General features: G+C 70.6%; 15 protein-coding genes and 1 pseudogene. 7 read left to right on the top strand and 9 right to left on the bottom strand.

What is annotated here, in order from left to right; translation table 11 throughout:
• Positions 1–100 precede the first annotated feature (100 nt).
• The 3 genes from PZB75_RS25515 to PZB75_RS25505 all read left to right on the top strand — a co-directional run bounded on the left by PZB75_RS25515 (position 101) and on the right by PZB75_RS25505 (position 4,523).
• Positions 101–1,354 (top strand): aspartate kinase, encoded by a 1,254-nt coding sequence (locus PZB75_RS25515; RefSeq protein ID WP_275537632.1) that lies wholly within the window; start codon positions 101–103, stop codon positions 1,352–1,354.
• Between the two features lie 26 nt (positions 1,355–1,380).
• Positions 1,381–2,694, top strand: a complete 1,314-nt coding sequence (locus PZB75_RS25510; RefSeq protein ID WP_275537631.1) for a homoserine dehydrogenase — start codon at positions 1,381–1,383, stop codon at positions 2,692–2,694.
• A gap of 296 nt (positions 2,695–2,990) precedes the next feature.
• Positions 2,991–4,523, top strand: coding sequence for an MFS transporter (locus PZB75_RS25505; RefSeq protein WP_275537630.1), 1,533 nt, complete (start codon positions 2,991–2,993; stop codon positions 4,521–4,523).
• Between the two features lie 140 nt (positions 4,524–4,663).
• On the opposite strand, the gene PZB75_RS25500 is transcribed toward PZB75_RS25505, so the two are convergent.
• The 3 genes from PZB75_RS25500 to PZB75_RS25490 all read right to left on the bottom strand — a co-directional run bounded on the left by PZB75_RS25500 (position 4,664) and on the right by PZB75_RS25490 (position 6,381).
• Positions 4,664–5,053 carry a helix-turn-helix domain-containing protein gene (locus tag PZB75_RS25500; RefSeq protein WP_275537629.1) on the bottom strand — a complete coding sequence of 130 codons (390 nt, stop codon included), beginning with the start codon at positions 5,051–5,053 and terminating at the stop codon, positions 4,664–4,666.
• A 294-nt stretch (positions 5,054–5,347) separates the two neighbouring features.
• Complete coding sequence (locus PZB75_RS25495) at positions 5,348–5,557, bottom strand: DUF397 domain-containing protein (RefSeq protein WP_275537628.1); 210 nt, start codon at positions 5,555–5,557, stop codon at positions 5,348–5,350.
• The gene (locus PZB75_RS25490; protein ID WP_275538860.1) at positions 5,539–6,381 is read right to left on the bottom strand and encodes a helix-turn-helix transcriptional regulator; all 843 of its coding nucleotides are present in this window, start codon (positions 6,379–6,381) and stop codon (positions 5,539–5,541) included. The genes PZB75_RS25495 and PZB75_RS25490 overlap by 19 nt, the downstream gene beginning before the upstream one ends.
• Before the next feature lie 176 nt (positions 6,382–6,557).
• Between PZB75_RS25490 and PZB75_RS25485 the strand changes: the two genes are divergently transcribed.
• From PZB75_RS25485 to PZB75_RS25475, 3 genes and pseudogenes are all read left to right on the top strand, one after another.
• Positions 6,558–6,926, top strand: a complete 369-nt coding sequence (locus PZB75_RS25485; protein WP_275537627.1) for a hypothetical protein — start codon at positions 6,558–6,560, stop codon at positions 6,924–6,926.
• 110 nt (positions 6,927–7,036) lie between these two features.
• Positions 7,037–7,261: pseudogene (locus tag PZB75_RS25480) on the top strand (hypothetical protein); the annotation flags it as partial.
• Between the two features lie 307 nt (positions 7,262–7,568).
• Positions 7,569–7,847 (top strand): glutaredoxin domain-containing protein, encoded by a 279-nt coding sequence (locus tag PZB75_RS25475; RefSeq protein WP_275537626.1) that lies wholly within the window; start codon positions 7,569–7,571, stop codon positions 7,845–7,847.
• Positions 7,848–7,931: 84 nt separating this feature from the next.
• Here the strand turns inward: PZB75_RS25475 and narI are convergent, their stop codons facing one another.
• The 5 genes from narI to PZB75_RS25450 form a co-directional block, all read right to left on the bottom strand.
• Positions 7,932–8,690 (bottom strand): respiratory nitrate reductase subunit gamma, encoded by a 759-nt coding sequence (gene narI / locus PZB75_RS25470; RefSeq protein ID WP_275537625.1) that lies wholly within the window; start codon positions 8,688–8,690, stop codon positions 7,932–7,934.
• Entirely contained in the window at positions 8,687–9,346 is a 660-nt protein-coding gene (narJ, locus tag PZB75_RS25465; protein WP_275537624.1) for a nitrate reductase molybdenum cofactor assembly chaperone, read from the bottom strand. Before narJ ends, narI begins: the two co-directional genes overlap by 4 nt.
• Entirely contained in the window at positions 9,346–10,998 is a 1,653-nt protein-coding gene (gene narH / locus PZB75_RS25460) for a nitrate reductase subunit beta (RefSeq protein ID WP_275537623.1), read from the bottom strand. Before narH ends, narJ begins: the two co-directional genes overlap by 1 nt.
• 1 nt (position 10,999) lies before the next feature.
• Positions 11,000–14,722 carry a nitrate reductase subunit alpha gene (locus tag PZB75_RS25455; protein ID WP_275537622.1) on the bottom strand — a complete coding sequence of 1,241 codons (3,723 nt, stop codon included), beginning with the start codon at positions 14,720–14,722 and terminating at the stop codon, positions 11,000–11,002.
• 390 nt (positions 14,723–15,112) lie between these two features.
• A complete protein-coding gene (locus PZB75_RS25450) occupies positions 15,113–16,201 on the bottom strand; it encodes a tellurite resistance/C4-dicarboxylate transporter family protein (protein WP_275537621.1) in 1,089 nt (362 codons plus the stop codon).
• Between the two features lie 755 nt (positions 16,202–16,956).
• Between PZB75_RS25450 and PZB75_RS25445 the strand changes: the two genes are divergently transcribed.
• On the top strand, positions 16,957–18,486 hold the full coding sequence (locus PZB75_RS25445) for a glycosyl hydrolase family 18 protein (protein WP_275537620.1): 1,530 nt from the start codon (positions 16,957–16,959) through the stop codon (positions 18,484–18,486).
• A gap of 146 nt (positions 18,487–18,632) precedes the next feature.
• Here PZB75_RS25445 and proP read toward each other — a convergent pair whose 3' ends face one another.
• Entirely contained in the window at positions 18,633–20,174 is a 1,542-nt protein-coding gene (gene proP / locus PZB75_RS25440; protein WP_275537619.1) for a glycine betaine/L-proline transporter ProP, read from the bottom strand.
• Positions 20,175–20,283: the final 109 nt, after the last annotated feature.

Here is a 20,283-nt window from a genome sequence, read left to right as displayed (position 1 = left end):
GCGGCACGGCGCGGGTCCGACCCGGCCCGGGTCCGCTCGGGCGCCGAGGCTTTTTCCTCGGCGCCCACCGGATGTTCACGATGTCGAATGGAGCAGGCAAGTGCTGGTCGTCCAGAAGTACGGCGGGTCCTCACTACAGGGTCCGGACCGGATAAGACAGGTCGCCGAGCGCGTCCTCCACACCCGGCGCGGTGGTCATGAAGTGGTCGTCGTGTGCTCAGCGATGGGAGACACCAGTGACGAGCTGATCGACCTCGCGGAGAAGGTGAGCGGCAGGCGTCCGGCGCGGGAGATGGACATGCTGCTGTCCTCCGGGGAGCGGGTCTCCAACGCGCTCATGGCCATGGCCATCCATGATCTGGGGGGCACCTCCCACTCGCTGTCCGGCGCGCAGGCGGGGGTGTTCACGGATTCGAACCACGGCGGCGCGGACATCGTGGACGTGGTGCCGGACCGGGTGCGAGAGCTGCTGGACCGGGGATCGATCCCCTTGGTGGCGGGGTTCCAGGGGGTGTGCCGGGAGACCGGTGACACCACGACGCTGGGGCGCGGCGGGTCGGACGTGACGGCGGTCGCGCTGGCCGCGGCGTTGCGGGCCGACCGGTGCGAGATCTTCACCGACGTGGACGGTGTGTACTCCGCCGACCCCCGCCTCGTCCCCCGGGCCCGGCTGCTGGAGACCGTCAGCCACGCCGAGATGCTGGAGATGGCGGCCACCGGCGCGAAGGTGCTCATGCCGCGGTGTGTGGAGTACGCCCGCCGTCACGACGTCGACATCCACGTCCGCTCCTCCTTCACGGACCATCCGGGGACCCTCGTCTCGAACGGTACGCGGGACACGTCCGGGGAGGGTTCGTCCGTCACGGGCGTGACGCACACCCGGTCGATCGCGAAGATCACCGTGACGGATTTCCCCGCCGAACTCCCTGCGATGGCCCACGTCCTCGACGTACTGGCGGCGGTCGGAACACCCGTCGACATACTGCGGAACCTCTCCGGTCCGCAGCGGAGCGAAGTGACCTTCACCGTGCCGGACACGGACGGGCCGCGGGCCCTGCTGTTGCTGGAGCAGCACCGCACCCGCATCGGGTACGGGCGGGTGCGGTGCGACACCGACGTCGGCCAGGTCTCCCTCGTGGGGGCCGCGATCCGTGGCGGGGCGGGGGTCATGGCCACCCTGCGCCGCACCCTGGCCGACGCCGGTGTCGCCGTCCCGTCGGTCTCCACCTCCGAGATCCGGGTCTCCGCCCTGTGCCACACCGCTCAACTCGATCACGCGGTACGGGCGTTGCACCACGGTCTCGGTCTGGACAGCACCACCGACGCTGTCGTGCACGCCGGGACGGGACGCTGACCATGCCACTGCGAAAGGGCGCCGAGATGAATGCCGAACCCCTGAAGGTGGCCGTGCTCGGCTGCGGAGTGGTGGGCACGGAAGTCGTACGGCGGCTGCACGGGGCGGGCCCGGCGCTGGCCGCCCGGATCGGCGCACCCGTCGAACTGGCCGGTGTCGCCGTACGGGACCTCTCCCGGCCGCGGGGCGTCGGCATCGATCCGCGGCTGTGGACCGACGACGCGCTGGGGCTGGTCAAACGCGACGACATCGACATCGTCGTGGAACTGCTCAGCGGCACCGAGCCGGCCCGCACGCTGGCGGTCACGGCCATGAAGCACGGCGCCTGCGTGGTGAGTGCCAACAAGGCGCTGCTGGCCGAGCACGGGCAGGCCCTCCACGAGACCGCCGCACACCATGGCGTCGGCCTGTACTACGAGGCGTCCGTGGCCGCGGCGATACCCCTGCTGGGACCGCTGCGCGACGCGCTCGGCGGTGACCGGGTCACCCGCGTCGTCGGCGTCGTCAACGGAACCACCAATTACGTCCTGGACCGTATGACGGGGACCGGTGACGACTTCACGGCCGCGCTGCGCGAGGCCGTCGACCGCGGATACGCCGAGGCCGACCCGTCAGCCGATGTCGAGGGGGAGGACTCGGTGGCCAAGGCGGTGATCCTGGCCTCGCTGGCGTTCCACACCCGGGTCCTGCGGGAGGACGTCCACCGTGAGGGCATCACCGCGGTGACCGCGACGGATGTGGCGGACGCGCGGGCCTGCGGCCGGGTGGTCAAGCTGGTCACCGTGCTGGAGCGGGCGGCCGGCCCGGGTCACCGGGACGGCGAGGAGGGCGTCCTGGTACGGGTGCATCCCGTGATGGTCGAGCGCGGTCATCCGCTCGCCGACGTGCCGGGCGCCGACAACGCGGTGCTCGTGGAGGCGGCCGACGCAGGGCCGTTGCTGTTCCGCGGCGCCGGCGCCGGGGGGACACCCACCGCCGGCGCGGTCGTCGGGGACCTGGTGACCGCCACCAGGCGGCGGCTGCTCGGTCACCACGGGACCACGGCCCCGGTCGCCCTGCCGTTGCGGGCGCGCACCATGCGGGATCTGCGCACCCGTTACCACCTCGGCGTCGAGGTCACCGACGCGACCGTGGCCCTCGACGAGGTGTCCTCGGTCCTGCGGGCGCACGGCCTGCCCGTCGACTCCGTACAGCGGCGGCGGACGGCGGGCCGGGACAGACTCGTGCTGCTCACGGCGACGGTGGGTGAACCGTCCCTGCTCAGCGCCGCGAAAGCGATCGCCGCCCTGCCGTCGGTGAGCGGGCCGCCGCGCTTCATGCGACTGCTCGACAGCCAGTAGATCCGCCGCTGGCCGGAGTCCGGTCGGCACACCGCTGCCGTCGCGGGACTGCCATCACACCACTGCCGAACCGCTTACAGATCCGGCTTCCAAATCTCTGTACGAAAACCTTCGAAGCGGTTCGGCGTCGGCGGAAACGGGGCACCCGGAAGGAAATCCGACGCACCCGGCACCGCTGTTCCGGGCGGCCCGGCGCTGTCCTCGTTCCGGCTGGTCGGGGACAGTACACTTTCTGTCCCCAGGGGACAAAAAATTCCGTACTTGTCTCGCGCCATGTCCCTCTGCACCATGGCCCTATGACGGAAGAAGAATCAGCTCCCCGCCGCTGGGCGGTATTGGCCGTTCTGTTGGCCGGGATGCTCATGGGGGGCATGGATCTCACCATTCTCAATGTCGCGCTGCCGACGGTGGGGAGGGAATTGCTTCCGTCGAGTTCGGAACTGCTGTGGATCACGGACGGTTACCCGCTCACCGTGGCGGCGACCCTCGTGGTCTGCTCGACGGTCGGGGACCGGGTCGGACGCAAGCGGCTCCTGGTGACGGGGGTGTCCACCTTCGCGCTCGCCTCGCTGGCGGCGGCGCTCTCCTCGGCGCCGGGGCAGCTCATCGCGGCCAGGGCCGTCCAGGGGCTGGGCTACGCGATGATGCTCTCCAGCACCGTCGTCATCATCCGGGTCGTCTTCCCGGTGGCCCGCGAGCGCTCGTTGGCCTACGGACTGTGGGTGGCGAGCTCCAGCACCGGCGCGGCACTCGGCCCGGTACTGGGCGGCGTGCTGGTGGAGAAGTACTCCTGGGGCGCGGTCTTCCTGGTCAATGTCCCGATCGCGGTACTCGCCGTGGTGGCCGTCATCGTGCTGGTCCCCGAGTCCCGTAACCCCGACGCACGCCGCTTCGACGTCCCCAGCGCGCTGCTCTCCATCCTCGGTCTGGCCGGCGCGGTGTACGCGTTGCAGCACATCGGCCAGCCCGGGAACCTCTCGCCGGTCACGATCGCCGTGGGCGTGGCGAGTGTGGCGCTGCTGGTGACCTTCACCGTGCGCCAGCGCCGTATCACCAACCCGCTGCTCGACATGCGGCTCTTCACCGACCGGCGCTTCTCGGTGTCCACCGTGTCGATTCTCGTCTGTTACGGCGCCTACACGGGCCTGCTCTTCCTGCTGACCCAGCAACTGCAACTGGTCGACGGGTACTCGCCGTTGAAGTCCGGGCTGACGCTGGTCCCGGTGGCGGTCGCCAGCGCGCTCGGTGGTGTGGTGGCCCCGAAGCTGGCCGCGGCCGTCGGCAACCGGTGGGGGGTGACGACCGGGGTGTCGGTGCTCGCCGTCGCGTTGATCGCCCTGGCGGCGTTCGGTGCGGCGGGCAACCTCGCCTCACTGGTCGGGGTCGGCCTCGGCGCTGGCATGGTCATGACGCTGGGCGCCGACTCGATGATGACCGCCGCACCGCCCGAGCGGGCCGCGGAGGCCGGGGCCGTGCAGGAGGTCGGCTTCTCCCTCGGGGCGGGACTCGGTGTCGCGGCGATGGGCATCATCGTCACACTGGCGTACGGGGCCAACCTCGATCCGGTCGGCGGACTGACCTCCGACGAGTCCGACGCCGCGTCCGAATCGCTGAGCGCCGCGATGGACCTGGCCGACAGACTTCCCGGTCCAGCAGGAGGCGCGCTGCGCGCCGGCGCCCGGAGTGCCTACGAGACGGGGTTCTCGGTCACGACCGCGACGGTGGCAGCCGCTCTGCTGATCCTCGCCGCACTGACCGCCGTCCTCCTGCGCCCCGCCGGCCCCGCGGTCGCGGCGGCCACCCTGCGGCAGGAACAGACCACGGCCTGACCCGCCCACCGACGACAAGCAAGAACGCCACCGTGGCTGCCCGCCGGGGTGTTCCCGACTCCCCACTCCCCCGCTCCCCGGCAGCCACAGGCAGACCGAACCAGGCGACACGGGGTCAGGCCGCGCCAGGACGGAAGGCGTCAGACCGCGCCGGAGTCCGCCATCGACTCCGGTACCGGCGGTTCGATCCGGGCCGGTTTGCGGATCTGCTCGCGGTACCAGTTGCCCCATTCCTCAAGCTGCCCCACCAGGTCCTTGAGGCTCGCCCCGATCTCGGTCAGCGAGTACTCCACCCTCGGCGGGACCTCCCGGTAGACGGTCCGCGTGACCAGACCGTCCTCCTCCAGATCGCGCAGCTGCCGGGTGAGCATGCGCGGGGTGATGTCCGGCATCGCGCGGTTCAGTTCACCGAAACGCAACGTTCCCTGGAACAGGTATTTCAAGATGCTGATCTTCCAGACGCCGCCACAGACAGTCATCGCGACCTCAAGGGTGCAATAGTCGAGCATTTCGTCCACGCGTGGCCGCATGTACCTCTCCCTTACCCGTACCCACCGTTTTCGCTGTCGATGGTACTGGCTGCTCGACCGGTGATCCCGTGCAGCGGATTGTTGGCCGGACCACGATCTTTACAGGAAGGTAAACGGACTGCTCGCAAGCGACCGATACCTGATCTCCTGGTTCATCTTGGCCTGAATTCGGCACAAAATCATGGCCGGAATAAAAATTCCCGGAAGCACCAGCCGTGCGGGCCGGCGAAGACACCGACGGCCTCAGCCGACCAGTGACTGGTCGGCTGAGGCCGTCTCGTACAGCTGGATGCGTCAGGCGCGCAGGTCGCCGTCCTTCACAGCCGAGACGAACGACGACCAGCCGTCTGCCGCGAACGCGAGCACGGGACCGTGTGCGTTCTTGCTGTCTCGTACGGGAACCACAGCGGCGAAGCCATCAGCAACCTCCAGGCACTGGCCGCCATCCTGGTTGCTGTAGCTGCTCTTACGCCAAGTCGCTGCGGTCAGGTCGGGGGATCGCACGGTACTTCCTCCAGAATGCGCAGAATGAACTTTCGCGACTCGGCTGGTGTCAGCGCCAGGTCGCGAACCGAATCGTAGGCACGTTGCAACCGCTCAACCGGCACAGTTTCCTCGATGAGTTCACCTCGGTACCCGTTCTCGGCATAGGCCACGGTACGCCCATCGGACAAGCGAAGAAACATCACGTCCGCGTTGGTCAGACCGTGCAGTCCCACGCTGAACGGAGACACCTGAATGGTCACCTCGTCCCGCTCCCCCACCTCCAGCAGGTACTCCAGTTGCTTCCTCCAACGCTCCGGCTCCCGCAACGGTGTCCGTAGCACTGCCTCCGACAGGATCGTCCGAAACTGCGGCGGATCTTCGCTCGCCAGCAGTTCCCGTCGCCCCATCCGTGCTTCGACCTGCTGATTCAGGGCTTCGCCCTTGATGCCGCCCGCTACCAGAAGCGCCCGCGCGTACTCCGCCGTCTGCAAGAGCCCTGGAAGCACGCTCACCGCGAAGTGCCACAAGCTCGTGGCCTCCGCCTCCAGCGCCATGTAGCGCCGGTACCGCTCCTTGAACTGCGTCTGGTCGCTGACCGCCAGCTCCCACAGCGCCAGCAACAGCCCCGGTGTCCCGTAGTGGTGGTCCAGCGCCTGCACCACCTCGGGGCCACCGACCGTCTCGCCCTTCTCCATCTTGCCGAACAGCGACCAGTCCCAGCCCAGGCGTTCGCCGAGCTGCCGCAGACTGTCGCCGCGTGCGGTGCGCAGGAGCCGTAGCTCCTCCGCGAACCGCGCGCGTGGTTCCCTGCTGCGTCCTGTGACCGTCCGCCTCGTCGGCATCGCGCCCTCCATGGAACGTGTGGAACTTGAGTTTTCCGCCGGGGAAGCAGCACCCGCCCTCGGTGAGTTCTGCCCGTGACCAGGCCATTCTCGTAATGACCCCCTCACGCAACGTAGTTCACGACCTGCGGCCCGGGGCAGCGAATCCGCGCAACAACCATCCGAAGGAAGTCACCATGACGGTCAGTCCGCCGGCCCTCCCCCGCAGGACACCGCAAGCCACCCTCACCCGCGCTTCCGCCGCTGCCGTCGAGAGGCGGAACACGACGGCCGGAGCGGCCAGGACCCGGGAGGCGTTGGAGGCCCGCGACGCCCTCGCCGCCGCGCTCAGGCAGGCCGGAATCCAGCTCCCCGCCATGGATGTCCGCACCCCCTGGGCGGACGTCGTCCACGCCCACGAGCCGGGGACGGCCACCGGGCACGGCGAGGAGCGCGAGTCGGGGCGCAGGGGCGAGGTTCGGTACGCCCTCGTCCACCTCGGCGTCTGCTCCGCTCCCGTCGCGCTCGCCCTGGCCGCTGTCATCGAGAAGGGAACCCGTCGGTGACCGACGGCTCCGGACCAGGGCCGGGGCCGGGCGCACACCACCCGGTCCCGGCTCCAACTCCCGTCTCCGTACCCGCCGTCGGCGACAGCGTCCACGATCCCGCTCGCGATCGGGTCGGTGTCGTCATGGGCCGGGAGGGGCCGTACCTCCAGTTGCGTCCGCTCGGTGGCGGGCGGGAATGGGACGCCGAGCCGGACCGAGTCAGGGTGCTCAGCCCCGCCGAGCTGCTGAGCGCCCGTGTCGCGGCGGTCAACGCCCGCAGCCGGACCGTTTTGGGGCTCGTCGAACCTCCGGGGTCGCCGCCGGCCGGTCGGCCCGACAGCGGTGCCCGCTAAGGGCTGTCCCGCGCCCGCCACCGCGCCTCACTCCTGCGGTGGGCCGAGGCGCGTCAGGGGTTGTTCAGGTAGGTGAGGACGGCGAGGACGCGGCGGTTGTCGTTGTCGTCATCGGTGATACCGCCGGCGGACGGCTCGACCGTCCGCACATCCGACGAGCCTTCGGCACGGCGGAGACCAGCTTCAAGATCTACGGCGCACCGGGCTCGCGGCTCCGCGCGGACGGCGACGGTGGCACCGCCCGCCCGTACCCTTACGGCCACGGCACACCGGCTCGACGTCCCGGCACGACGACAAGGGGTTCAGCATGGCTTCGGATGACCGCGGCGTAGTGATCTATTGGCGCCCTGGCTGTATGTACTGCATGAAGCTGCGTTTTCGACTGGCCTTCACGAAACTGCGGTACACGAAGGTCAACATCTGGCGGAACCCTGAGGCGGCCGCGTTCGTCCGCGGCGTGGCGAACGGAAACGAAACAGTCCCCACGGTGACCGTGGCCGGTCATCCCATGGTCAACCCGTCGCTTCGCGAGTTGAGGCAGGCGGTCGAACAGCACGCCCCCCACCTGCTGACCACGGAAACCTAGACCGTGTCCATGACTCCGTCGTCACGGTGACGACGGTGTCCTTCCGCGTATCCGCCTCCCATGAGGCGATCCGCCCCCGTCCCCTCACCGCCCGGCTCTCGGGCGCGGCGTTCTCCGCGTGGCCGGGGCACGGGGGGGCCGGGCTGGGTGGGGTGGGAGGCCGCTCGGGGTGCGGGACCGGTAGACCACGTACGGTCTGGCCAGATAGGCCAGTGGCGCGGTGAACGCGTGCACGAGGCGGCTGAAGGGCCAGAGCGCGAAGAGCGCCAGGCCGAACAGCGCGTGGGCCTGGTGGACGAGAGGCGCGTGGGCCATGGCGTTCACGTCGGGGGCCAGGGTGAACAGGCTGCGGAACCAGACCGAGACCCCTTCGCGGTAGTCGTACGAGCCCGACGGCACCCCCGACGCGGTGGCCGTGAGACCGGCGAGCAGGGTGACCAGGAGCAGGGGGTGGACCACGCGGTCGCTGCGGCTGGTGGCGGCCCGGACGGCCGGTACCCGCAGGCGTCGGTACAGGAGCAGTCCCAGGCCGGTGACCGCGGCGAGACCCGCGGCGCCGCCGACGAGCAGGGCGTTGGCGTGGTAGAGCCGTTCTCCGACGTACAGCCGCTCGGTCAGGGCCTCGGGGACCAGCAGGCCGACGACATGACCGGCGATGACGAAGAGGAGTCCGTAGTGGAAGAGCGGGCTCGCGACGCGCAGCAGCCGGTGTTCGTGGAGCTGGCTGGAGCGGGTGGTGAAACCGAAGCGGTCGAAGTGGTAGCGCCAGGCCGTGCCGGTGACGAAGACGACGACGACCAGATAGGGCAGCACGCCCCAGAGGGCGGTGCGCAGATGGGTCATCGGCCCGCTTCTTCCGTACGGCGGCCGTTGGGCGCGGCGGTGGGGGTGGGGATGGAAGTGGCCGGGGCGGGGGCGGCGAACGGGGGCAGGCCCACCAGTTCGACCGGGGGGCCGCTGCGGGCCAGTCGCAGGGCGGCGGCCCGGTCGGCGGGCGCGGGGCCGGGGAGGCTGTCGCAGACACCGCGCAGCACGTCCGCGTAGGGGGTGCCGTGGTCGGTGAGGGCCATGCGGAGCAGTTCGAGCGCCGCCCGGTGTTCCTGGAGCAGCGCCGCTCCGGGCTCGGGGCAGCGGGCGGCGAACTCCAGGGCCAGCGGCAGGTGGTCGGGAAGGTCGTCCGGGGGTGTCTCCCAGCCGTGGGCACGGTAGCGGGCCTTCCACTCGGCGAGGGAACCGCCGCGGCGGCGGGTGTCGCCGTCGGTGTAGTAGGTGAGGTACAGGGTGCGGCGACGGCTGCGGTCGAAGGTCAGGATGTAGTGCTCGGCGAGTGCCATCGGGGATGTGTCCCGTACGGCGGCGCAGAAGCTCCGCAGTGGTCCGGTGCCGGGGCCCGACAGCTGGGTCAGGCTGTCGGCCACCGTCCGGAGGCGGACGGGCCAGGTGTGGTCGGGGTAGCCGAGGAGCAGCGCGGCCGACTGGTGGACGGCGGGCAGGGACATCAGGTGACCTCCCCGGGCCGCGGACCGTACTGGGGGAAGAGGCCGCTGGGGCGCCCGTTGCCGTCCCAGTTGAGCAGGTTGACCCGTCCGGCCTGGCCGGACGTGGCGGCGGGCTCGGCCGTCGGGGGCGTGTGGAAGGCGTCCGCCGGGCCGGGGAACGCCTCGGGCATCATGCCGGGCAGATCGTCGCCGTCCAGGCTGCACCCGTCGTTCACCGATCCGTCGTGGCCGGGGCGGACGGTGTAGCTGGTGGGGATGACGTACCGCTCGTCGTACTTGGCGAGGGCGAGCAGCCGGTACATCGCCTCGATGCCCTCCTGGTCCATGCCGACCGCGCGGGCGATCCCCGCGTCCTGTTCCTCGCCGAGATTGACCCGGCGCATGTGGCTGCGCATGGCGGCCAGCCGGCAGAGCGCCGCCTCGACCGGGTCGGGGTCGCCCGCCGTGAACAGTTCGGCGAGGTAGCCGACGGGGATGCGCAGCGAGTCGATGGCGCCGAAGAGGTTGACCGGGTCCTCGCCGTCGTGGCCGGTGGCGGTGAGCGCGTCGACGACCGGGGAGAGCGGGGGGATGTACCAGACCATCGGCATGGTGCGGTATTCCGGGTGCAGCGGCAGCGCGACCCGGTACTCGGTGATCAGGGCGCGTACCGGTGAGCGCCGGGCGGCCTCGACCCAGTCGTGCGGGATTCCGGACTCCTCGGCCGCGCGAGCCACTTGGGGGTCGTTCGGGTCGAGGAAGCAGCCGAGCTGGGCCTCGTACAGGTCCTTCTCGTCGGTGACGGACGCCGCCTCGCCGACCTTGTCGGGGTCGTAGAGCATGACGCCGAGGTAGCGCAGCCGTCCCACGCAGGTCTCGGAGCAGACGGTGGGCTCGCCCGCCTCGATGCGCGGGTAGCAGAAGGTGCACTTCTCGGCCTTGCCGCTCCGGTGGTTGAAGTAGACCTTCTTGTACGGGCATCCGCTGACGCACATCCGCCAGCCCCGGCAGCGGTCCTGGTCGACGAGGACGATGCCGTCCTCGATCCGCTTGTACATCGCGCCGGACGGGCAGACGGCGACGCACGACGGGTTGAGGCAGTGTTCGCAGATGCGCGGCAGGTAGAACATGAACGCCTGCTCGTACTCCAGGCCGACCTTCTCGGTCATCTTCCTGAGGACGGGGTCGCCCGCGAGGTGGGCGGGTCCGCCGCCGAGGTCGTCGTCCCAGTTGGGGCCCCAGGTCACGGCGGTGGGGCGGCCGTCGATGAGGGAGAGCGGTTCGGCGGTGGGCACGTCGTCGCCCAGGGGTGCTCCGGTCAGGTTCTCGTAGTCGTACGTCCAGGGCTGGTAGTAGTCGTCGAGGGTGGGGAGTTCGGGGTTGGCGAAGAGGCGGGCGAGGCGGCGGGCCCGGCCTCCGGTGCGCGGGGTGAGCCGGCCGTTCCTGAGTTCCCAGCCGCCCTTCCAGTGGTCCTGGTCCTCGTAGCCCCGGGGGTAGCCCTGGCCGGGGCGGGTCTCGACGTTGTTGAACCACGCGTACTCGGTGCCCTGCCGGTTGGTCCAGGTCTGTTTGCAGGTGACCGAGCAGGTGTGGCAACCGATGCACTTGTCGAGGTTCATGACCATGGCCACCTGGGCCATCACCCGGGGGGCCGCCGGTGTGCTGCGGAACATGTCAGTACTCCACGGTCTGGGAGCGGCGGCGGATCACGGTGACGGCGTCACGCTGATTCCCGGTCGGCCCGTAGTAGTTGGGGGAGAACGAGAGCTGTGCGTGGCCGCCGATGAGGTGGGTCGGTTTGACGAGCAGTTTGGTGAGGGCGTTGTGCACTCCGCCGCGTCCGCCGGTGGTCTCGGACCTGGGGACGTTCACCAGGCGTTCCTGTACGTGGTACATGAACACCGTGCCGGCCGGCATGCGGTGGGAGACCACGGCGCGGGCGACCACCACCCCGTTGGTGTTGACGGCTTCGATCCAGTCGTTGTCGGCGACTCCGACGGTCTCGGCGTCGGGCACGCTGATCCAGATGACGGGGCCGCCGCGCGCCAGGGTCTGCATGATCAGGTTCTCCTGGTACTCGGAGTGGATGGACCACTTGGAGTGCGGGGTGAGGTAGCGCACGGTGACCGTGCGTTCGTCCCCGGCGGGGCCCGCGCCGGACTCGCCGAGCGCGGCCATGTCCAGCGGTGGCCGGTACACGGGCAGTTGTTCACCCAGCTCGGCCATCCAGTCGTGGTCGAGGTAGAAGTGCTGGCGGCCGGTGAGGGTGTGCCAGGGCTTGCGGTGCTCGGTGTTGATGGTGAACGGCGCGTAGCGGCGGTCCGGTGCCTCCTTGCCGGACCATTCGAAGCTGGCCCCGACCTGTACCGGGCGTGCCTGGGTGTCGCTGAACACCACGCGGCGTTCCGCCACCGAGGCGCCGAGGGCGGCGAGCCCGGACGCGGCGCCGACCCGTTCCGCGAGCCGGTCGAAGCCCTCGGCGGCGATCCGTCCGTTGGTGGTGCCGGACAGGGCGAGGATCGCCTCGCAGAACTTGATGTCGGTGTCGAGCAGGGGTCTGCCCCTGGCGGGGCCGGTGCGCGCCGTACCGCAGCGGGCGGCGAGCCAGGCGGACTCGGCGGCCGGGACGACGCCGACGCCCTTGACCCGCATGCCGTCGCGTTCGGCGAGCGGGCCGAACGCGGCGAGTTGGCCGGCGACGGCGGTGTAGTCGCGTTCGACCACGGTGAATCCGGGGATGTTGCGTCCGGGGACGGGCTCGGTGCCCTCGTCCCGCCAGTCCCTGGGTACTCCGCCGGGCTGGGCGGTCTCCCCCGGGGTGTCGTGCTGGAGGGCGGTGGCCACCAGGTCGTGGCGTACGTCGAGGCGTCCCGCGGCGAGTTCGCTCAGTTTGCGGGCGAGTCCGTGGAAGATGTCGAAGTCGGTGCGGGCCTGCCAGGGCGGATCGATCGCGGCGGTGAAGGCGTGCACATAGGGGTGCATGTCGGTGCTGGAGAGGTCGTGCTTCTCGTACCAGGTGGCGGCGGGCAGCACCAGGTCCGCGAAGAGCGTCGTGGACGTCATCCGGAAGTCGAGCGCCAGCAGCAGGTCGAGCTTGCCGCGCGGTGCCTCGTCCCGCCAGGTGACGTCGGACGGACGGTCGTCGGGTCCGGCCTCGGGGGCGGAGGCGTTGTCCCGTCCCCCGAGCAGGTGGCGCAGGAAGTATTCGTTGCCCTTGGCGGAGGAGCCGATCAGGTTGGCCCGCCAGACGGTGAGGACACGGGGCCAGTTCTCGGGGGCGTCGGGGTCCTCGCAGGCGAAGTCGAGATTTCGTTGGGCGAGTTGGCGGGCCACCCAGGTGTCGGCGTCCTGTCCGCTCTCGCGGACCCGGTCCCCCAGGTCGAGCGGGTTGGCGGTGAACGTGGGGTACGAGGGCATCCAGCCCAGCCGCATCGACCGGGTGACCAGATCCGCGGTGTGCAGACCGGCGAACAGGCCCTGTCCGGTGGGTGAGGCCAACGCGTCGGCGCCGTAACTCTCGTAGCGCCACTGGTCGGTGTGCAGATACCAGTACGGGGTCCCGGCCATCTGGCGGGACGGGCGGACCCAGTCGGCGGCGGTGGAGAGCTGCTGCCAGCCCGTGAACGGCCGTACCTTCTCCTGGCCCACGTAGTGCGCCCAGCCGCCCCCGTTGACACCCTGGCAGCCGGTGAGGAGGAGCAGCGAGAGGAAACCACGGTAGATGGTGTCCGAGTGGAACCAGTGGTTGGTGCCCGCCCCCATCACGATCATGCAGCGGCCCCGGGTCTTCTCCGCCGTGCCCGCGAACTCCCGGGCGGCCCGGACGACGGCCCCGGCGGGGACGGAGGTGATCGCCTCCTGCCAGGCGGGGGTGCCGGGCGCGGAGGCGTCGTCGTAGCCGGCGGGCCAGCTGCCGCCGAGTCCGTCGCGGGCCACTCCGTACCGGGCGAGCATCAGGTCGAGGACGGTGGTGACCAGCCGGTCGCCGACGCGCCGGGTCGGTACGGCCCGGCGGACCGTGGCGCCCGGTTCCTCGAAGCACGGGAACTCGACCTCCACGGACCGCCCTTCCGGGTGGAGGGTGAGCACCGGGTCGATGTCGCCGAGGTCGAGGTTCCAGCGGCCCTCACCGCCCTGGCTCCAGCGGTCGCCGAGCGTCCCGTTGGGGACGACCACCCGGTCGGAGGCGGCGTCGAGCAGGACCGGCATCCAGTGGCGGGAGTCCTCGTCGACGTGTGCCGCGAGACCGTCGGCGGCGAGGTCCGGGTCGGCCGCGGTGAGGAACTTCCCCGGTACCGGGCAGCGCCCGCCGTCCCGTTCGCGCAGTTCGACCAGGAAGGGCAGGTCGGTGAAGCGCTTGACGTAGTCGGTGAAGTACGGGACCTGGCGCTCGACGAAGAACTCCTTCAGGATCACGTGCCCCATCGCCATGGCCACGGCGCCGTCGGTGCCCGGGTGGGGGTGCAGCCACTCGTCGGCGAACTTCGTCGCGTCCGCGTAGTCGGGCGAGACGACCACGACCTTCTGGCCCCGGTAGCGGGCCTCGGCCATCCAGTGGGCGTCGGGGGTGCGGGTCACCGGGACGTTCGAGCCCCAGAGCATCAGATACGCCGCGTCCCACCAGTCCCCCGACTCGGGCACGTCGGTCTGGTCGCCGAAGACCTGCGGCGAGGCGATCGGCAGATCGGCGTACCAGTCGTAGAACGACAGCATCGGGGCGCCGATCAGGGACATGAAGCGGGCGCCCACCGCGTGCGAGGCCATCGACATCGCCGGGATCGGCGAGAAGCCGGCGATCCGGTCGGGGCCGTGCTCCCGGAGGGTGTGCACATGGGCGGCGGCGGCGATCTCCAGCGCCTCGTCCCAGCCGATCCGCACCAGGCCGCCCTTGCCCCGGGCCGACTGGTAGCGGAGCCGTTTGAGCGGGTCGGTGGTGATCTCGGCCCAGGCCGCCACCGGGTCACCGAGCCGCTGCCTGGCCTCGCGGTACAGCTCGACCAGCACACCGCGGGCGTGCGGGTGGCGGACCCTGGTGGGCGAGTACGTGTACCAGGAGAAGGCGGCGCCGCGCGGGCAGCCCCGGGGCTCGTACTCCGGCCGGTCGGGGCCGACGGACGGGTAGTCGGTCTGCTGGGTCTCCCAGGTGATCACGCCGTCCTTGACGAAGACCTTCCAGGAGCAGGAGCCGGTGCAGTTGACCCCGTGGGTGGAGCGGACGACCTTGTCGTGCGCCCAACGGTCGCGGTACGGGGTGTCGTTGACGTCCTCGTCGATCTCGATGACGGCCCGCAGGTCCTGGGTCGTCGCGGTCCGCCTCAGTGAGCTGCCCGCTCTCAGCAGACGCCGGGTCACCGCCGCCGCGGCCCGTTCCGCCTCCTCCCGCCTTCGACGACGCATTGTCCGGCTCCTCTCGGCGAATTCACATCCGCGGTCGTGGAGTACGGCCGGGTCCCGTTCGCCGCCTCAGCATCACGCCGCCACCGGGCGTGCGCGTCATGCCTTTCGGCCATTTGGACCGTGCTGGCAATGTCTTGCCCCACGCTTTGCGACGAATGGGAGACCGCCGCGAAAACGTGTTTCAGTTCTTCCGCCGGCCGTCATCGGTGAGCTGCCGCGACACGGAATGCGGTGGGGCGGTTCGGTATTTACGGGGGTCGGGCGGCGGGTTTTCCGGCTTTTCCGTTCCTTGACCCGCGTTTCTGGCCGGAACCGCTCCGGGACGGGGGCCGGCCGCCCGGTGTCCGGCCGGTTCACCGGACGGGAGGTGGCCTTGAGGGCCCGGCCGGCTCACCGGGTCGAAGGTGGCCCCGGGGGTCCGGCCGGTTCACCGGTACAGAGCTCGGCCGCCCGGTGTCCGGCCGGTTCCGGGGTCGGCACCCGGCTTCCCCGTACGAGTGCTCCGGTGGCGACGAGGAGCCAGGCCACCGTTCCCGCCCAGGCCATGGCACGTCCGAGGCCGGCCGGCGGCGCGATCCCCGCTCCGGCGCCCAGGGCCTGGGTGGCCACCGCGTACATGCCCAGCGGGAAGACGATGGTCCACCAGGCGGGGTCGTGCACCAGGGGCACCCGGCGCACCCCGTGCCGCCACACGCCGGCCGCCACCAGCAGCGGGAGCAGGCAGCTCGCCCAGCACCACACCGTCAGCAGCACGGTGACGGTCACCGGCCGCAGGGGCGATCCGGCCGCGAGGCCCGGCAGCAGCCGGGCGCCCGCCAGTACGCTGATCGCACCGGACCCCATGGCCACCCAGTACGGCGGGGTCAGTTCGCGTGCCGTGAGCCGATGGCGCCGCAGCCTGATCGCCGTCACCCCGGTGACGAGGGCGTACAGACACACCCCGGCGCCCCAGCAGACCAGTTCGGCCGTGCGCCAGGTGGTCGCGAGGCGCAGCGCGGCGGCGGCCGGCACCACCGACTGCAAGCCGACCACGGACAGGAACCAGCTGCCGTCGGCCCGGCGCAGGGCCGTGGCCCAGGACCGGCGCAGGACGCGGACGACCTGTCCGGCCAGCGCCGCCCACACCGACACGGCCGCCACCAGGAGCACGGCCGCGACCGGCGCCCATCGCGCGTCCGCCGGCCTGGCGGCGAGCACGTCGGAGGCGGCGACGAAGGTGAAGAACCCGAAGATCCTCGCCGGGTCGTTCAGATCGCGGACGACCCGGTCCCGGTGCCGGATCAGCCGCCGCACCACGGCCGCCGTGAGCACGGCGTACGCGCCGGCCGCCACCGCGAACAGCGCGTCCGAGGCCCACGGATGCCCCAGCGGCGCCGCGGCGCGCGAGACGATACCGCTCGCCATCACCGGGGCGAAACACCCCGGCGAAGGCTCACGGACACGACAGCCGAGAACACGCTCCGTCATCTTCCGGGTCATGACAGAAGAGTGCCCCTTGTCCGACTGTCCGCAATCCGCACAAAATGCGGAATCCCCGCCCCGGACGGCCGTTCCGGCCAGTGCGGTGAACGAATACCGCTCACCGAATTTGCGCCGTTTTGGCGATTCACGGAGCAACAACTTACCCAGGGACAGGAAGGAGCCTTCCGGAGCCCCTCGTCGGACAACGAATATCGCCGTAGCGCGACGGAGCGGAGGGTCGGCGTATCGGGTCCGAACGGACTTCTCCGCACAGATTTCTCCGCACAGCCACCGAATGACCAGAAAAATCATTCCGACCGGGAGGCGGAGCGAATCCGGCGGAACCATCTGGACGCGGGACGAGTCCAGGGCGGCGACGGGCGGGCCGGCGGTGGGTACGGGCAAAGCCCGAGGCGGCGCGCCGGCCGGGTCCGCGGCGGCACGCGGCGCGGGGCAGTCGGGGCCGAGTCCCGGCGGCGCGCGGCGAGTGGCGTGGAAGTGCCGCCACAGGAGTGGACCGGGCGGCCGACGAAGCGGCCGGAGTCATGACGGGGACGCACGGCGACGGGCGGCCGGCCCGCCGAAGTTACCTCGCGGATTGGTTTAGTCCACTCGGTGCGCGCTGGTCTGGAACACGGCGCCCATGGCCGGATATTGGTCTAGTCCTATCTCGGTCCAGACCATTGACATGTCTCTGACTACATGGATATCTCGTATCCAACGCCGCCGTGCTCCACGGGGTTTGGCGGCCACTCCTCACAGCTTGGACAGATATGAGACGCATGCGCTCCCTCCGCGCGGTCCTCACCGCGACCGTCACCGCTGTGGCCGCGGCGGGCCTGGCCGCGATCGGCGGCGGCACCGCCCAGGCCGCCACCCCGATGCCCGCCCACGTCTTCGCCCCCTACTTCGAGGCATGGACCGGCGAGAGCCCCGCCGCGCTGGCCTCCCAGTCCGGTGCGAAGCACCTGACGATGGCCTTCCTCCAGACGGCCACCAAGGGCTCGTGTACGCCGTACTGGAACGGCGACACCAGCATGCCGATCGCCCAGAGCACCTTCGGCAGCGACATCAAGACCATCCAGGCGAACGGCGGGGACGTCATCCCCTCGTTCGGCGGCTACACCGCGGACACCACCGGCACCGAGATCGCCGACAGCTGCACCGACGTCAACCAGATCGCGGCCGCGTACGAGAAGGTCATCACGACCTACGACGTCACGCGCCTCGACATGGACATCGAGGTCGACGCGCTGGACAACAGCGCGGGCATCGACCGGCGCAACAAGGCCATCAAGCTGGTCCAGGACTGGGCGGCGGCCAACGGGCGCACCGTCGAGATCTCCTACACGCTGCCGACGACGACCTCCGGTCTCGCCCCCAGCGGACTCGCCGTGCTGAAGAACGCGGTGACCAACGGCGCCCGGGTCGACGTCGCGAACCTCATGACGTTCGACTACTACGACAACGCCACGCACAACATGGCCAACGACACCGAGACGGCGGCGCAGGGGCTGTACAACCAGCTCGCGAAGCTCTACCCGTCCAAGACGTCGGCGCAGCTGTGGGGCATGATCGGCGTCACCGAGATGCCCGGGGTCGACGACTTCGGACCGGCCGAGACCTTCACCCTGGCCAACGCCACCCAGGTCTACAACTGGGCGGTCTCCAAGGGCATCAACACCCTCTCGTTCTGGGCCCTCCAGCGTGACAACGGCGGCTGCGCCGGTGGCGGTGCCCGCGACGACTGCTCCGGCATCCAGCAGAACACCTGGGACTTCACCCACATCTTCGCGCCGTTCACCAGCGGCAGCACGACTCCCCCGGCCAACGACTTCTCGGTGACGGCCACCCCCGCCAGCGGCTCGGTCGTCGCGGGCAGCTCGGCCACCTCCACCGTGAAGACCGCCGTGACGGCGGGTACGGCGAAGACGGTCAACCTCACCGTCAGCGGCGCCCCCGCGGGCGTCACCGCCTCGCTCAGCCCCACCTCGGTGACCGCGGGCGGTTCCTCGACGCTGACCGTCGCCACGACGTCCTCGGCCGTCTCGGGTACGTACAGCATCAACGTCACCGGTGCGGTCACCGGCGGCACCAGCCACACCGCGACCTACAAGCTGACCATCACCGGCGGCAACGGCAGCCAGTGCACGGCCGCCGCGTGGGCCAGCGGCACGGTCTACACCGGCAGCCAGCAGGTCTCGCACAAGGGCCACAACTGGAAGGCCAAGTGGTGGACGACGGGCGAGGAGCCCGGCACCACCGGTGAGTGGGGCGTCTGGCAGGACCTCGGCGCCTGCTGACCCTTCCGACCGGTTCCACCGGTGATGTCCGGCAGGGCCACCTGCCGGACATCACCGTATGACGAGGGCGGCGAGCGGCGGCTCGCCGCCCTCACCCATGCCCGCCCCCCATGCGTCACCCTCGGCCCTCACCCCTGCGCCTTGCCTCACCCCTGCGCCTTGCCCCGCCCCTGCCCGCGCCCGGCGTCGTCGCCGGCCCGGTGCGCCCACGGATGACGCAGCCGCACCCACACGTCCCGTGCCTGTCTGCCCGCCGCCGTCCGGCTGTGGGCGACGAGCTGCCGGGCCTGCTGGGCGGTCTCCACCATCGGGCCCGAGCCGCGCAGCGGACGGCCCGCGGTCTCGTGCAGGAAGAGCGTCGCGACGAAGCCCACCACCCCGGCCACCATCAGGTAGTACGCCGGGACCATGTCGTTGCCGGTGGCCTCCACCAGCCCCGAGGCGAACAGCGGGGTCGTACCGCCGAACAGCGACACGGAGATGTTGAACGCGATCGACAGGGCGCCGTACCTCAGCCGGGTGGGGAAGAGCGCGGGCAGGGTCGACGCGGAGGTCCCCGCGAAGCAGACCAGCAACGATCCCAGGATCGCGCAGCCGATCGCGGGGAGCAGGATGCCGCCCTCGCGGATCAGCAGGAACGCCGGGACGGACAGCACCACGAGCGCGATGCTCCCCGCCATGAACAGCGGCCGCCTGCCCCAGCGGTCCGACGAGCGGCCGACCGTCGTGATCGTGAGCACGACCAGCAGCATCGTGCCGAGAACCAGCAGTTGCGCCGTGGTCTCGGGTTCACCCAGGGTCTCGGACATGTACGTGGGCAGATAGGACGTCACCATGTAGTTGGTGACGTTGTACAGGAGCACCAGGCCCATGCAGACGAGCACCGCCTCCCAGTGCCGGGTGAAGATCTCCCTGAGCCGCCCCTTGCCCGACTGCCTGGCCTGCTCGACCGGATCACCCTCCGACGCCGCGGCCGACTGCGCCTCCTCCTCCCGCTGGAAGGCCGGGGTCTCCTCCAGCTTCAGCCGCATGTACAGCCCGATCAGGCCCATCGGCCCCGCGACGAAGAAGGGGAGGCGCCAGCCCCAGTCCGTCAGCCCGTCGGTGCCGAGCACCGCGGTGAGCACGGTCACGAGCCCGGAGCCGAGCGAGTACCCGATGAACGTGCCGAAGTCGAGCCAGCTGCCGAGGAAGCCCCGGCGCTTGTCGGGGGCGTACTCGGCGATGTAGGTGGTGGCGCCCGCGTACTCCCCGCCCGTGGAGAACCCCTGCACCAGCCGGCAGACGAGCAGCAGCAGCGGCGCGGCGAACCCGATCGTCGCGTACGAGGGCAGGAAGCCGACCGCGAAGGTGCTGATCGCCATCATGATCATGGTGACCGCCAGTACCTTCTGGCGCCCCACCCGGTCGCCGAGCGGCCCGAACACCAGGCCGCCCAGCGGACGCACCAGGAAGGCGGCCGAGAAGGTCGCGAAGGTCGACACCACCTGGGCGCCGGGCGAACTCGACGGGAAGAACACCTTCCCGAGCGTTCCGGCGAGATAGGCGTAGACGCCGAAGTCGAACCACTCCATGGTGTTGCCGAGCGCCGCCGCCGTGACCGCGCGCCGCACCTTCGGCGGGTCCGTGACGGTGACGTCCTGCTCGCTCAACGACTTCTTCCGGCGCCGCAGCAGAGTGCGTGTCATCCGGTCGACGGACTCGCTGCCGCCCCTGCGCCGGGACACCCGAGGCTGTCGTGTCGGTCCCGCCATCGATTCGACCCTTCCGCCGTCTCCCGGTGCTGTTCCTCGATGC

Origin of the sequence: Streptomyces sp. AM 4-1-1, assembly GCF_029167625.1 — a bacterium.
GTDB lineage: Bacteria > Actinomycetota > Actinomycetes > Streptomycetales > Streptomycetaceae > Streptomyces.
Note: the sequence above shows the minus strand (reverse complement) of the source record. Positions and strands in the feature narration are given on the sequence as shown.

Bases quoted from the DNA above. Each gene is read 5' to 3' on its own strand.
- PZB75_RS25455 (WP_275537622.1), bottom strand. From the start codon at position 14,722: ATGCGTCGTCGAAGGCGGGAGGAGGCGGAACGGGCCGCGGCGGCGGTG.
- PZB75_RS25445 (WP_275537620.1), top strand. From the start codon at position 16,957: ATGAGACGCATGCGCTCCCTCCGCGCGGTCCTCACCGCGACCGTCACC.
- PZB75_RS25450 (WP_275537621.1), bottom strand. From the start codon at position 16,201: ATGACCCGGAAGATGACGGAGCGTGTTCTCGGCTGTCGTGTCCGTGAG.
- PZB75_RS25490 (WP_275538860.1), bottom strand. From the start codon at position 6,381: ATGCCGACGAGGCGGACGGTCACAGGACGCAGCAGGGAACCACGCGCG.
- PZB75_RS25505 (WP_275537630.1), top strand. From the start codon at position 2,991: ATGACGGAAGAAGAATCAGCTCCCCGCCGCTGGGCGGTATTGGCCGTT.
- proP (WP_275537619.1), bottom strand. From the start codon at position 20,174: ATGACACGCACTCTGCTGCGGCGCCGGAAGAAGTCGTTGAGCGAGCAG.
- PZB75_RS25485 (WP_275537627.1), top strand. From the start codon at position 6,558: ATGACGGTCAGTCCGCCGGCCCTCCCCCGCAGGACACCGCAAGCCACC.
- PZB75_RS25475 (WP_275537626.1), top strand. From the start codon at position 7,569: ATGGCTTCGGATGACCGCGGCGTAGTGATCTATTGGCGCCCTGGCTGT.
- narJ (WP_275537624.1), bottom strand. From the start codon at position 9,346: ATGTCCCTGCCCGCCGTCCACCAGTCGGCCGCGCTGCTCCTCGGCTAC.
- PZB75_RS25500 (WP_275537629.1), bottom strand. From the start codon at position 5,053: ATGCGGCCACGCGTGGACGAAATGCTCGACTATTGCACCCTTGAGGTC.
- PZB75_RS25510 (WP_275537631.1), top strand. From the start codon at position 1,381: ATGAATGCCGAACCCCTGAAGGTGGCCGTGCTCGGCTGCGGAGTGGTG.
- narH (WP_275537623.1), bottom strand. From the start codon at position 10,998: ATGTTCCGCAGCACACCGGCGGCCCCCCGGGTGATGGCCCAGGTGGCC.
- narI (WP_275537625.1), bottom strand. From the start codon at position 8,690: ATGACCCATCTGCGCACCGCCCTCTGGGGCGTGCTGCCCTATCTGGTC.